The 13447-nt window shown below is 31.9% G+C and carries 18 protein-coding genes; 2 read left to right on the top strand and 16 right to left on the bottom strand.

The window, feature by feature from the left end; translation table 11 throughout:
* Positions 1 to 73: 73 nt before the first annotated feature.
* From Q0800_RS01180 to Q0800_RS01160, 5 genes are all read right to left on the bottom strand, one after another.
* Positions 74 to 847 carry a carbonic anhydrase family protein gene (locus Q0800_RS01180; protein ID WP_299126870.1) on the bottom strand — a complete coding sequence of 258 codons (774 nt, stop codon included), beginning with the start codon at positions 845 to 847 and terminating at the stop codon, positions 74 to 76.
* 23 nt (positions 848 to 870) lie between these two features.
* The gene (locus Q0800_RS01175; protein ID WP_299126868.1) at positions 871 to 1560 is read right to left on the bottom strand and encodes a DUF2490 domain-containing protein; all 690 of its coding nucleotides are present in this window, start codon (positions 1558 to 1560) and stop codon (positions 871 to 873) included.
* A gap of 433 nt (positions 1561 to 1993) precedes the next feature.
* Entirely contained in the window at positions 1994 to 2671 is a 678-nt protein-coding gene (locus Q0800_RS01170) for a metal-dependent hydrolase (RefSeq protein ID WP_299126866.1), read from the bottom strand.
* Between the two features lie 21 nt (positions 2672 to 2692).
* Complete coding sequence (gene menA / locus Q0800_RS01165) at positions 2693 to 3598, bottom strand: 1,4-dihydroxy-2-naphthoate octaprenyltransferase (RefSeq protein WP_299126864.1); 906 nt, start codon at positions 3596 to 3598, stop codon at positions 2693 to 2695.
* Between the two features lie 11 nt (positions 3599 to 3609).
* Positions 3610 to 4449 carry a 1,4-dihydroxy-2-naphthoyl-CoA synthase gene (locus Q0800_RS01160; RefSeq protein ID WP_299126863.1) on the bottom strand — a complete coding sequence of 280 codons (840 nt, stop codon included), beginning with the start codon at positions 4447 to 4449 and terminating at the stop codon, positions 3610 to 3612.
* 214 nt (positions 4450 to 4663) lie between these two features.
* Here Q0800_RS01160 and Q0800_RS01155 point away from each other — a divergent pair, with 214 nt between their 5' ends.
* Positions 4664 to 5092: a hypothetical protein gene (locus Q0800_RS01155; RefSeq protein WP_299126861.1), complete on the top strand. Its 429-nt coding sequence runs from the start codon at positions 4664 to 4666 to the stop codon at positions 5090 to 5092.
* Here Q0800_RS01155 and Q0800_RS01150 read toward each other — a convergent pair.
* The 5 genes from Q0800_RS01150 to Q0800_RS01130 form a co-directional block, all read right to left on the bottom strand.
* Positions 5081 to 5914 carry a S1-like domain-containing RNA-binding protein gene (locus Q0800_RS01150; RefSeq protein ID WP_299126859.1) on the bottom strand — a complete coding sequence of 278 codons (834 nt, stop codon included), beginning with the start codon at positions 5912 to 5914 and terminating at the stop codon, positions 5081 to 5083. The genes Q0800_RS01155 and Q0800_RS01150 overlap by 12 nt on opposite strands.
* A gap of 110 nt (positions 5915 to 6024) precedes the next feature.
* Entirely contained in the window at positions 6025 to 6363 is a 339-nt protein-coding gene (locus tag Q0800_RS01145; protein WP_299126858.1) for a DUF2853 family protein, read from the bottom strand.
* A 105-nt stretch (positions 6364 to 6468) separates the two neighbouring features.
* A complete protein-coding gene (locus Q0800_RS01140) occupies positions 6469 to 8226 on the bottom strand; it encodes a 2-succinyl-5-enolpyruvyl-6-hydroxy-3-cyclohexene-1-carboxylate synthase (protein WP_299126856.1) in 1758 nt (585 codons plus the stop codon).
* Between the two features lie 31 nt (positions 8227 to 8257).
* Complete coding sequence (locus Q0800_RS01135) at positions 8258 to 9370, bottom strand: chorismate-binding protein (protein ID WP_299126942.1); 1113 nt, start codon at positions 9368 to 9370, stop codon at positions 8258 to 8260.
* A 4-nt stretch (positions 9371 to 9374) separates the two neighbouring features.
* Complete coding sequence (locus Q0800_RS01130) at positions 9375 to 9800, bottom strand: hotdog fold thioesterase (protein ID WP_299126855.1); 426 nt, start codon at positions 9798 to 9800, stop codon at positions 9375 to 9377.
* Between the two features lie 45 nt (positions 9801 to 9845).
* Between Q0800_RS01130 and Q0800_RS01125 the strand changes: the two genes are divergently transcribed.
* Positions 9846 to 10484 carry an esterase gene (locus tag Q0800_RS01125; RefSeq protein ID WP_299126853.1) on the top strand — a complete coding sequence of 213 codons (639 nt, stop codon included), beginning with the start codon at positions 9846 to 9848 and terminating at the stop codon, positions 10482 to 10484.
* 154 nt (positions 10485 to 10638) lie between these two features.
* Here Q0800_RS01125 and Q0800_RS01120 read toward each other — a convergent pair whose 3' ends face one another.
* From Q0800_RS01120 to Q0800_RS01095, 6 genes are all read right to left on the bottom strand, one after another.
* Positions 10639 to 10962, bottom strand: coding sequence for a YtxH domain-containing protein (locus tag Q0800_RS01120; RefSeq protein ID WP_299126852.1), 324 nt, complete (start codon positions 10960 to 10962; stop codon positions 10639 to 10641).
* Positions 10963 to 11489: 527 nt separating this feature from the next.
* Positions 11490 to 11714 carry a hypothetical protein gene (locus tag Q0800_RS01115; protein WP_299126851.1) on the bottom strand — a complete coding sequence of 75 codons (225 nt, stop codon included), beginning with the start codon at positions 11712 to 11714 and terminating at the stop codon, positions 11490 to 11492.
* 300 nt (positions 11715 to 12014) lie between these two features.
* On the bottom strand, positions 12015 to 12383 hold the full coding sequence (locus Q0800_RS01110) for a hypothetical protein (protein WP_299126850.1): 369 nt from the start codon (positions 12381 to 12383) through the stop codon (positions 12015 to 12017).
* A gap of 4 nt (positions 12384 to 12387) precedes the next feature.
* Positions 12388 to 12969, bottom strand: coding sequence for a hypothetical protein (locus Q0800_RS01105; RefSeq protein WP_299126849.1), 582 nt, complete (start codon positions 12967 to 12969; stop codon positions 12388 to 12390).
* Positions 12950 to 13105, bottom strand: a complete 156-nt coding sequence (locus Q0800_RS01100) for a hypothetical protein (protein ID WP_299126848.1) — start codon at positions 13103 to 13105, stop codon at positions 12950 to 12952. The genes Q0800_RS01105 and Q0800_RS01100 overlap by 20 nt, the downstream gene beginning before the upstream one ends.
* A gap of 83 nt (positions 13106 to 13188) precedes the next feature.
* Positions 13189 to 13447 (bottom strand): hypothetical protein (locus tag Q0800_RS01095; RefSeq protein WP_299126847.1); only part of this gene is annotated, 259 nt, incomplete at its 5' end.

The following is a 13447-nucleotide window of genomic DNA, read 5'->3' as shown; positions in this document are numbered from 1 at the left end:
TGTTTTTAGAATAAAAAAAGGCATCACAAGTAGTGATGCCTAAGCTATTAACTTATTAATTCAATTAGGGAAATTACATAAATTTTACTTTACCAGTCTCCATATCATAGACTGCTGGTACTATTTTAATTTTACCGCTTTTTTCTAGCTCTGCCATCTTAGGTGATCGTTTTCTAATATCTTCAACGGTTTGTTTTGCATTGTTCGTTATGACAAGGTTAGTAAAATCTGTGTTTTTAGATGTTTTTTCACCTTCAGTTTCAACATTTGTCATAGAGGGTTTAATTTCATCCAACAAATCTTGTAACGCATTCATATTCATTGAAGCCGCATCTGTATTATCTATAGCATGCTTTACTGCACCGCAAGAGGTATGTCCCATTACAATTACAACTTTAGAACCTGCAACCGCAGTAGCAAATTCCATTGAGCCTACAATATCCTTATTTTCAATATTACCGGCTACTCTGGCAACAAAAATATCACCAATGCCCAGATCAAAAACATCTTCTACAGGTACTCTACTATCAACGCAAGATAATACTATAGCTTTTGGATATTGACCTATGGTAGCTTCTCTACGCTGCGCCGAATGATCTCTCATCGTTAAATTATTACTTACAAAATTCTCATTACCTTTTTTTAGGCGTCCAATAATTTCATCTGGACTCATATCTGCCTGTTCTTCGGCAGTTAAAATACTTTTAACAGGGTTTTGTTTTACAATACTGTCTACCGAGGAAACGTTAGTGCTTGTCTCTGAATCCGCACTAGATGCAACAAAATCGCAACCAAATACCGTAATAACTAAAGCTAAAATGGATAAATTTTTTATTCTTGTTTTCATAACTAAATAGAGTTTAATTAATTTTAAAAATTGTGATGCATACTAAGTTGCAACTGCCCTTTTCCCCAGTTAACGGTCTTTTGATTCATCCAACCTAACTGAAATCTTATGGTATTATTAAGCACATAGCCTAAACCTAAATAGGTTCTGTTTCTGTCAAATAATTCTACCGACTGACCATCTCCTATTTCGTTTTGGCCATTAATAAAAAGTTCGTTATACAGTGCTGCGTAAATTGCTTTAGGTCCCAAATCTTTTTTGTTGATAGGGATATTTAAAAAGAGATTATACCGATAACGCGTTCTAAAATCTTGATTTTCTACAAAACGTTGTTCGTATCTAAATCTATGTGTTAAATGAAAGCGTCCAAATTTAGAGGGATACAAAGCTTCTTGGTATATTCTATTTTCACCACTAGTATTATCGTTTTCTCCTGGTAAACCAGAGGTAATATTTGCGTAACCTAATGTAAATTTTAATTTGGTATCTTTTGGTGTAAATGTAAAACCCGAGCGGAGTAATAATTGCTCCATATCACCAATGCCTTGCCAATCTCGATATTGAAAATCTCCTTGAATCCCAAATTGACTATCTTTAAATTGGTGGTTGTAAAAATACATGTACCAAGCACCTGTTTGCGATTCGTCTACATTTTGTGCCTTAATATTATAGTTTACGATAAAACACATCACAATAAAAAGCTTTAGTTTCATAGTTGATTAATTTATTTGCAAATATAATAGCAATACTATTAATTGTAAAAACAAATGACTTTGTTTAACTATTATTTAACGTCTTAAAAAATTTAATTTGAAGGTATAGTTTAATTTCATTATAACAGGTAAAAGATCCTAGATGATTTTTGATACTTCTTCTTTAAAAATAATATCACAGTACTTAAGATATACATCGAATTTATTGCTACTAACATTGCACGGTTTACTTTAATGCTGCTGCCAAACCTTAAATTTTCCGAAAGTAAATGATTCTAAACAAACAAGATGTTAAAGCCAGAACAAAGAAGCTGATGCACAAGTCAAAATAAAAATTTGGACTGATATATTAGGTTAATAAATATTGAAATCGTTTCTAACGCGTTTATCTACGCAGCTGTTCCGTAAATTAGTCTTTTGTAGTGAAGTAAAATTAATTAACTACAATGGTTTCACCAATATCTAAAAGCGCTAAGGTTTTATTTTTGGCAGCAAATTTAGCTTTTGCCTTAGGCTTATCAATTTCTATATAACCAAAAGTATCGTAATGATAACCAAATATATGATCGCATTTTACAAAATCACTTGCCATAATTGCATCTTCTACACCCATGGTAAAGTTGTCGCCTATTGGCAAAATAGCTAAGTCTAAATTAAATTGATTACCAATGAGCTTCATATCATAGGTTAAAGCTGTATCACCTGCAATGTATATGGTTTTATCTGCTTCAATTATAAAACCGCCTGGCTGACCGCCATACTTACCATCTGGAAACGAAGAGGTATGGATAGCATTAGCATATTTTACGTTTCCAAAATCAAAAGACCACGAGCCACCATGGTTCATTGGATGCCCTTTAAAACCAAGGTTTTGATAATGAACCACAATTTCATAGTTAGACACAATTATAGCTCCTGTACGTTTAGCAATAGCCTCAACATCTAAGATATGATCTTGGTGCGCATGTGTTATAAAAATATAATCAGCCTTAAGACTATTTATATCTATATGAGATGCTTTTTCATTTCCACTAATAAAAGGATCTACAAGTATGTGTGTATTATTTATTTCTATAGATAAACAAGCGTGTCCGTAATATGTGATTTTCATAATAAAATATAGTGTTTTTGATTAATATAGAATATAACCAACACCTAATAACAAGGCTAATACAAATGTTGATAAAGCCAATACTTTTAATTGACTATCAAAATCAGCAGGCGTTTCTGCAGATTTTATTACTATTAAATGCCTAATTAGAGGTATATAAGCAATAAGGTATAAAAAATTATAAGGCTCTACATAATATAAAATTGAAAATATAAAAGTTACCACAAGCGCTCCAATGACTAAAACAAAATGGTATTGTTTTGCTTTTTTTATGCCCAATTTTACAGCGACGGTAACCTTACCAACTTCTTTATCTGCATTTAAATCTCTCATATTATTTAAATTCAGTACGCCTACACTCAATAAACCTAAAATAATTGCTGGTAAAACTATTACATGATCAACCTTTTGCATGTATAGTACATAACTCCCTATTGTACTTACCAAACCAAAAAATATAAAGACAAAAATATCACCTAAAGCTCTGTAACCATAAGGAGAATCACCCATAGTATAATTTAATGCTGCATAAACAGAAACACCTCCAAGACATAAAAACAATAGAACAAATAAAAAGTTAGTGGGTCCAAATGCCGCCCAAATTAGCGCAATGCTCAAAATAATAACTACGATTATATTAAACTTAATGGCTTCGAGCATTTCTTCTGGAGTTATTTCACCACTCTGTACAGCTCTAGTTGGGCCTACTCTATTAGCATTATCAGCACCATTTTCGCTGTCACCAAAATCGTTTGCAAGATTTGATAATATTTGCAAGCTAATGGTTGTTAAAATCGCTAAAACTAAAACCCACCAACTGAAACGTCCGTTGTAAAATGCAAAGCATGTTCCGGCAATGATACCAGATGTTGAAAGCGGTAATGTTCTAAGGCGCATGGCTTTAAGCCATGGTTTTATTTCTTTCATTACAAACTAAATTAAGGAATCCATTTTTTAGGAAAATTAGGTTTTCTTTTTTCTAAAAAGGCATCTCTACCTTCTTTAGCTTCATCCGTCATATACGCCAACCGCGTTGCTTCACCTGCAAATACCTGCTGTCCTACCATACCATCATCTGTTAAGTTCATAGCAAACTTTAACATCTTAATAGACGTTGGAGATTTTGCTAATATTTCTTGAGCCCATTGGTAGGCTGTACTTTCTAATTCGTTATGAGGAATTACTGCGTTTACCATTCCCATTTCGTAGGCTTCTTGAGCCGAATAATTACGTCCTAGAAAAAATATCTCTCTTGCCTTTTTCTGTCCTACCATTTTAGCCAAATAAGCAGAGCCATAACCACCATCAAAACTGGTAACATCGGCATCGGTTTGCTTAAAAATAGCGTGTTCCTTACTCGCTAAGGTTAAATCACAAACTACATGCAAACTATGACCACCACCTACTGCCCAACCTGGAACAACTGCAATAACGGCCTTTGGCATAAAACGAATGAGGCGTTGTACTTCTAAAATATTGAGTCTATGATAACCATCCTCGCCTACATAACCTTGATGTCCTCTGGCTTTTTGGTCTCCACCAGAACAAAAACTCCATATACCATCCTTTGTAGAAGGCCCTTCTGCACTTAATAAGACAGCGCCAATATCTACATCTTCATTAGCATCATAAAACGCATCATACAACTCTGAGGTTGTTTTAGGACGAAAAGCATTACGTATATCTGGCCGATTAAACGCTATCCTAGCAACACCATTACATTTAGAATATGTTATATCCTCGTAAGTTTTGGTAATTTCCCAATCTATTTGGCTCATTTAAAAAAATTTAGAAACAAAAATAAGGAATTAATGACAATGTGACTTAGTCTTTAACGACCAGATCATAAATTCATTCTCCATCACCTAACATCTTTTAAAAACACCTAAAACATTCTTTATTAGCTTTTTATGTGACTATTTAAAAAACTGGTGTCTTATAATTGCCAAGGTTATCATTACCAAGGCATAGCTATAATTAAATTTTCTTAAAATGAGCATTAGTAATACAGAATTTGGATCCCAAATTATCAAAAGGACTATACTAAAAGAAGGTAGTATTCACTTTTTTAATCATTTAGCGGTTATAGAATTTAACGAAGGAGTACATATTGATTTAATTAGTGTGAAAAGTACACTTGATGAATTATTATCCTATTTTGGAAAATCGAAACCATTTGGTATTATTACCAATAGAATAAATTCGTATTCCGCATCAACTTTAGATATTAAGCATGCAAGGCAAGCCTTACCCAATTTAAGTGCCTACGGCATTATATGGCATAATGAGGCTGGGAGAATGAATGCTAAGATTGAGAGTAGTTTCTGCCAGAGAAAAGATATTTGTTTTGATAATCTTTATGACGGATTACATACTATTTATAGGCGTGTTAAAGCACGATTAAAAAAATCACTCAATTAGAGAAATACCATTTTCATTAATAGTAATTACACGATCTTTATAAAGCGCACCAATTGCTTTTTTAAAACTTTTTTTACTCATTTGTAAGTGTTCCTTTATAGATTCTGGGCTAGATTTATCATGTAAAGGGATAAAGCCACTATTGTCGTTTAAGGCTTCTAAAATAAATTGAGCATTAGGTTCTATATTTCTATACCCTATTTGGCTAAGAGATATGTCTAATTTATTATCATCACGTACCTTTTTAACAATCCCTTTTAATCGATCTCCGACACTGATATCTTTATAGATGTCATCATTAAACACTAATCCTAAATGTATATTATTTACAATAACATTCATACCAATTTCTGATGGGTGAGATACAATAATATCAACCTCATCAAACTGTTTAACCGTTAATTGCTTATTATCTAAAAAACGATTGGTTTTACTAGACGCTACTAAGCGCTCGGTTTCTTCATCTAAGTAACAATGTACTAAATACCAGCTACCTGCTTTCATTTTAAATGCCTGTTCTTTAAACGGACAGAACAATTCTTTTACCAAACCCCAATCTAAAAAAGCGCCAAATTTAGTAACTTGATTACAACGCAATAACGCAAAATCACCCTTTTTTGCATAAGGTTGGTCTGTCGTTGCAACAGGGCGTTCTTCATTATCTAAATATACAAAGACATCTAACTTATCTCCAATCTCAAAATCTTGAGGAACATAACGATTAGGAAGTAAAACCTCACCTTCTTTTCCGTCTCCCAAAAACAAACCTGGCTCTGTATCTCTTAGTATTTCTAACGTATTGTATTCACCTAAATGTATCATACCGCAAAGGTAGGAATAAGTTATAATTAGCGAGTAAAACTGAAGGTTTAAAATAAAAAAGGTCTTTCGTTAACCGAAAGACCTTTTTTATAATTTTAAATTTAACGCTATTAGTAAACAGATGCCTTTTTAAAATGAGTACATAATAAGTAATATACAACTGCTCTGTATTTAGTTCTATTAGATCTTCCGTAAGTATCAATAACAGAATCTATAGCCTTATCCAAATCAGCACTATCTTTTAGTCCTAATTTTTTAATTAAATAGTTATTTTTAACTGTTGCTAATTCTTTTGCATCAGAACCAGAAACCGTTGAAGAATCTGCATTATAAATTGAGGGCCCTAGACCTACAGTTACTTTAGTTAATAAATCCATGTCTGGGTTAACACCACACTTGTCTTTTAAATCAGCTGCATACTTTGCAATTAATTCGTCTCTTTTACTCATCTTAATTATTGTTTTTGGTTATATAAATTGTCTCACTAAATATAGTTATTTTTAAGACACATTAAAAACGATTATGTCACATCTTAACGATATTTAACGTTGACTTTACTTTATGTGTTTAAAATAATTGAGTAAAATTTCATCATTTAATTGAGATGGAGTAAAAATCTCAAGTAATTTTGGTTGCTTAGATGGCTCATAAAAAGTTTTTAAACGCATCTCTAGTTCGTTTTCATTATCGGCTTTAGCATAGTCAAACTTATACATCTCGCACAATTTATCTGCTGTAAGGTGGTGCTTGGTTTCAAAATAAGTATCAAAATTGTCGGTATTCTTATGTCCTGGTAAAATTCTAAAAATACCACCTCCTTTATTATTAATAACAATAACTCTAAAGGTATTAGGAATATAATTGTTCCATAATGCATTACTATCATAGAAAAAACTTAAATCACCTGTAATAAAAGTTACGCGTTCTTTAGACACTACTGCTGCACCTATTGCTGTGCTGGTACTTCCATCAATACCACTAGTTCCTCTATTACAAAACACGGTAATATATTTTTGTATTTGAAATAATTGTGTGTATCGAATCGCAGAACTATTACCCACTTGCAACTGACTATATTTTGGTAGATTTTTTAGAAGCCTATTAAATACCGTAAAATCTGAAAAGGGTATGTGCTTAAGATACGTTTGGTGAAGCGTTCTTCTTTTCTGCCTTACCTTGAGCCAATAGAATTTATAGTCACTTTTTGAATAGAATGTTATTTGTGGTAAAAATGTCTTAAAAAATGTATTTGGCGAAAGTTTTATGTGTTTACTCAAACGAAAGAACGTATCATTAGCATTGTAGACATCCACATGCCAATGTTCTTTTGGTTTATATTGTCTTAAAAAAGCTTTTATTTTTTTTGAAACCACTAAACCACCAAATGTTAAAAGTAGATCTGGTTGTAATGCGCTTAAATCTGCTTCTTCTAATGGAGCAATGATTTTATCTATACCTGAAAAAAAATCTGGATGATGGAGGTTAGATGTCGTTTCAGTAAATACTAATATGCTGTCATCATCGGCGATTTCTTGCAACCATTTGCTTTCGATTGAATTTGGTTGCAATACACCAACCAATATCATTTTGCGTTTTGCGTTTTGCCAAAGATCTAAAAGACTCTTAATCTCAAAATCATCAACCTTTTCTAACGGAATCTTTACACTAAACGAATTTGGGTTAATAGAAAGCTTTTCTACCGTTTCATATAGTGGCTCTTCAAAAGGAATATTTAAATGTACAGGGCCAGATTTTAATGTGGCTATAGTGAGAGCATCATTAATTTCAGATTCATTATAAGACTGAATATCTTTTTGAAGCCCTAAGAAACGTTCAAGCTTATTCTCAATACTCTTTAATATTGGCAAATCACCATCTAAAACCTTGGGTCTATCTTTTAAATCTAATTTTAGATTTCCACTGTAATGTACATGGTCACCGTAAACGTTTTTTTGTTTTATAGTTTGACCATCACCAATATCTACTAAATGTTTAGGACGATCTGCAGATAAAACGATTATAGGAATACTGCTGTAATACGCTTCTGCAATTGCAGGGTAATAATTTAACAAAGCACTACCCGATGTGCAAACAAGTGCTGTTGGTTGTTGCAATTGTTGCGCAATTCCCATGGCAAAAAATGCAGCGCACCGCTCATCAACAATACTATAACAATTAAAATAATCATTGTGGGTAAAGCCTATGGTTAAGGGCGCGTTTCTGCTTCCTGGTGAAATAACAATGTGCCTTACATTATGTGCTTTGCATAATGTAACAACAGTTTGAGATAAGGGAATTTTAGAATGTTTCATCTAAAGACAAAGATAAGGAATCTCAATAGTTTTAATCTAAAACCTTATTGATAGTTTTGGTTTTGTTTATGGTTTCTTCCCACTCTTTTATAGGATTAGAATCCTTAGTAATACCGCCTCCAACATAGATACAGACTTTATCATCTTTAATCTGTGCACATCTTAGGTTAACATAAAAATTTGATGCTGTGATTATGGTAGTATAGGCATTATTTTCTACATTTTTACGATTTGTATTTCTACTTTTAACCTGTTTTAAATTAAGCTCCCCTAAAAAACCAGTGTAAAACTGGCGATTGTAATTTTCATTTTTAAGTATAAAATCTTTAGCTTCTTGTTTAGGGAAACCGCAGACCGCAGGTGTTGGATGCAAGGCTTCAATAATTGATTTTAAGGAACATCCATCCTTAATAGTACTCATTACATAACTCTTTAAATGCAACAAGTTACCTGCTTTAACAGTATCAACATCAGATACTTTTGTTTTTGTTGTAAACGGTGCTATTTGTTTTACAATGTAATCGGTTACAATTTGTTGCTCGTCATATTCTTTAGATGTCCAATTAGGTTGGCTCGTTTCTAAATAAGGCTGAGTACCAGCCAGCGATATCATTGTACAGCGCTTGCCTTCTACCTTAAATAATAATTCTGGTGTGGCTCCTAACCATAACCCAACTTTAGGATGATACCAGCAATATACCATCGCATTTTTGTAGGTGTTAAATAGACGTTTAAAAATCGTAATTGGATTGTACGATTTTAGAGGCTTCTCTGCTACTCTAGAGAGTACAACCTTTTCTAATGTTCCAGATTTAATGGTTTTAATACCATTATTAACAAGCGCTAAATGTCTGTTAGCATCGTTAGATTTAACCGCAGTGGTCGTAAAATCTTCAGTAGTAATAAACGAGGTTTCTAAATTATAATGTTGGCAGTGCTCTATTGGCAAAAGCACACTTAAATTATTAATATCAAAAGGTGCAAATACAAAACCACACTCGGTAAAGTTGCTTGTAGTATGTAATCTATCATCCGCTTGCAACCAACATTTTATGATAGAATTTATAGGCCTACTGTAAACTACAAAAGGAAGCTGATTGGCATACTGATTTTCTAAAGCTTCAAAAAAAGCATCTGTAGTCATCAATCTATTTCTTTTTAGGCAATGAAATGGTAGATAATCTGCAGACAGAAATTAAGTTTTCTGCGTCATCCGTAACTCTAATATCTAGTAATTGTGTGGTGCGTCCTTTATGTAAAAATGTAGCCTTTGCATAGATAAACCCTTCTGAAACACTCTTTAAATGGTTAGCAGTAATTTCTAAACCCCTAACAAAGTATTGTTCTAAATCTGTAAAGATATGCGACGCAAAACTACCAACACTCTCGGCCAAAGCTGCTGTAGCACCGCCATGTAAAACACCGTCTGGCTGATGCACTTTAGAGGTCACTGGCATACGCGCAACTAAAAAATCATCTCCATAATCTGTAATTTTAATATCTAATGTTTCCATCAATGTGTTTTTACTTACAGCATTGACCTTAGCTAAGAATTCTTCTTTAGACTGTTGCATAGAAATACATTATTTTTAAAGTCGAAAACAAAGATACTGAGAATAATGAATTCCCTCGAAAAAGAAATCACTTATAAATCCAAGAACTCCTACTCTACATTAAACGCACTTACAGAACATACAAAAACAGTTTGGTTTGTATGCCATGGTATGGGTTATTTGAGTCGCTATTTTTTACGGTATTTTAAACATTTAAATCCTGAAGAAAACTATATCATCGCTCCACAAGCACCAAGCAAGTATTATATTCAGCCCAAAATGCATGTTGGTGCCAATTGGTTAACACGAGATGAGACTAATGTAGGAATGCAAAATATCCTCAACTATTTTGACGCTGTTTTTGAGGCTGAGCAAATCCCAAATAACAAAAACTTAATCCTTTTAGGATACTCACAAGGTGTTAGTGTTGCCATGCGTTATATGGCAAAACGACGGTTGCAATGCTCGCAATTGGTGTTACATTCTGGTGGTATTCCGAAGGAACTGACTGCTGAAGATTTTACTTATTTAAATAAAAGCACTAGAGTAAAACTCATTTATTGTACTAAGGATGGATACTTAGATGAAGCACGGATAGAACAAGAATCCCAAAAAGTAAAGGAACTATTTGGCAAAAGAATTACCATACTTCCTTTTGATGGTAAGCATGTGGTGAATGTGGATTTTATTAATGATTTGGTTTAGAATTGAGAATATAACCAAAACTGTCCTCGAATTACCTAATCTTTACAATTACAAACCCAACACAATAATCTTTTTAATGATAAACTTCTCTACAGGAGATTGCCACAGCCACATAAAAAAATGTGGCGTCGCAATGATAATCCGATTGAGTTTTTTAACTCGTTTGTTGAAGCGTTTTATTCTTTTCTTTCAGCTTTGCTAGTTGCTTTTCTAAAAACGTAATGGCTTCTTCTGTTTTATAACTTGCTTTAGAAGCAAAATCTTTTAAGTCGTCTCTAAACTTATCTTTACCCGATTTTGCGGCTTTAGACACATCGTCTTTAACTTCATTAAAGTCATCCACAAATTGATCTTTAACTTCCTTACCTTCTTTTTTTAGATGGTCTCTGGTTACACTACCTTTATCTGGTGCCAATAACACACCCGCTGCTGCCCCTATTAATGCGCCTATAACTAGTGCGCCTTTATACTGAATCATATCTTTTTCTTTTTTTAGTTAAACGTTGTTTTACTTATATGTAGTAAAACTTAGTGTTTTGTTACAAATTAGTTGATTAACAATATTTACATGTAATACTTAATATGTCAAATTAAAAAAATAGTTCAATCAGATCTTTAGATTAGCCTTTATCAATATTTTTAATAATTAACATCTATTTCTCAATACTTTTTTCTATCAATAATGTGTCTTTCTCAATTCTCAAATTATAAATATAATTTTTAAATGTAGCATTGGAATAATAGCCGAAATATTTTCCTGTTTTTTTCTTGTTTTGGTAAATTTCCAAAAGATAGCCACCATCAATTCACCAAAATTCACATCAAATATTGCTCTAATAATATCCTTTTTAACACAATGTATTCATAAATGAAATGTAGTAGATAAATGTGATTTTCTTTTTAGGCTTTAAACAAAATAGCAGAAAAGAACATAATTTTAGGTTTAGCTCTTAACCACTATTTTTACATATTTTTGTTTGCCGTATTTATTATTCAAACACAAAACTATTTATCAAAATATTCATTTACAATTAATGAATCTGCTAAGATTTGAATATAATAAGTACTACCTGATGGAATACCATTACTGTAATAACCAAATGTCTTTTGGTTTATAATTTTATTTTCAGTAAATATCTTTGTAAAATATGCACCATCATGTTTTGGACTGTTTATCTTAAAATCTATAAATCCTTTTCTTTCTTCATTCTTTTTTAAATTTTCTAACATAACTTCATTGAATCCATTAGAAACAATTATCGAATCTATTATCTTGCCAGTATTATTTTTTATTATAATATTGGTTCCGAACTCACTACAAGAATTAAATAATAATATTGAAAGAAAAAAGCAAATTTTTAATAATCTATTCATCGGTCGGTATTAAAGTTGTTGAAGAAGTTATTCCATGAGTACCATCACTAGCTTCCTAAGTAGAAGGATTGTCCCAAAAAATAGGATTATTATACTTAATAAGTATTAAACAAAATACTTGTATTAGCCTTTGTCTATAAGAATTATAATTAATATCTATTTTTCAATACTTTTTTCTATCAATAATGTGTCTTTCTCAATTCTCAAATTATAAATATAATTTTTAAATGTAGCATTAGAATAATAGCCGAAATATTTTCCTGTTTTTTTCTTGTTTTGGTAAATTTCCAAAAGATAGCCACCATCAATCCCCTTAAAATTCATGTCAAATACTGTACTAATAGTATCACCAGAATTAATACTCTTTCTAAAATAGCTTTTACTTATTTTTTCTGTTCCATATGTTATTCTGAGTGTGTCAATAGTAAACCCTGAATTATTCTTTATTAATAATTCTGTTCTTTTGTCTTTAATACATGAAGAAAATAATGATAAAAAAATGACTAAAGTTAACATCTGTTTCATAAACTTATTGATTAGTAGGTGTTAATTGCGTTGAAGCGTTTATTCCAAAGTTTGGTGGAGTTACTAAGTCAAGAGGCGATAAGTAGAACAAATTTCCAGCCAATAATTGAGAATAAACAGAATTGGAAAGATCCTGGTCTGAAACAAAAAAACTTGCATCTTCACCAATCGTATGACCAATATCATTATTATGCAAATCCATTTGGACTTCTAAAATTAAATTTGCAGGAACCTCACTTTCATGTGCTGTAGAAAAAAGCCTAGCAACAGTATCACCAGCATCATTAGAATTCATTGCATTAAAAAATGCATGTCTAAAGGCATCAGATTTATCATTTCTAGAACTGAATCCAAATCTATTTTCAGTTTCTGTCTCAGCTGGTTCTTTATTTGCTCTAATAATTAATGCTTGCACAGGATATAAAGCTACCAGTAATTTTTCCTCTTCTGTCAAATCTCCTAAACCTTCATCATCTAATTCAAATGAAAAGTTATTTATAATAAAATTTTCATCAGTCCACCAATTAAAAGACAACCCATCATCCTTGCCTGGGTAATTTGATAAATTAAAAAAGCATGTGCTCATTAATTATATCAACAGCTAGTTGACTGTATTCATCTTGATTTAAGGTGGTACTTTCATCTAAAAAACTATTTAAAGCATTAACAATTTCAATATCTGCTTCTAGCGCAATCCAATCCGCTTGGTATTGGTTTGTCATATACATAATCAATCTATCAAATAATTGGTTACCCTCACTACTAATTAGGAAAAATAATATATTATTCCAAAAAAATTCTTATATCAATAATTCTTCCGCTTTAATCCCCAAGAATTTAAAATACTGTCGGCAATTTTTTCACTTACTTCAGTTGTTTTTAATTTCCAAAACACCTTAAATAATTGGCTTGGATCGTTTGAGGAAGTAAGGCTATAGCTATCAATGTTGCTATATTGGTATACCCAATCTCCTTTTTTATGGTAAATGGTATCTTTTGTCATTCTATTTACTTCTTGATTTTCCCTATAATAATATCTAAAGCTTAAACTCTCATAGTAAATT

It is taken from the genome of uncultured Winogradskyella sp. (assembly GCF_937958655.1).
In the GTDB taxonomy this organism is placed as follows: Bacteria; Bacteroidota; Bacteroidia; order Flavobacteriales; family Flavobacteriaceae; genus Winogradskyella.
The sequence above is the reverse complement of the archived record's forward strand: the minus strand, read 5'-3'. Positions and strand labels throughout refer to the sequence as shown.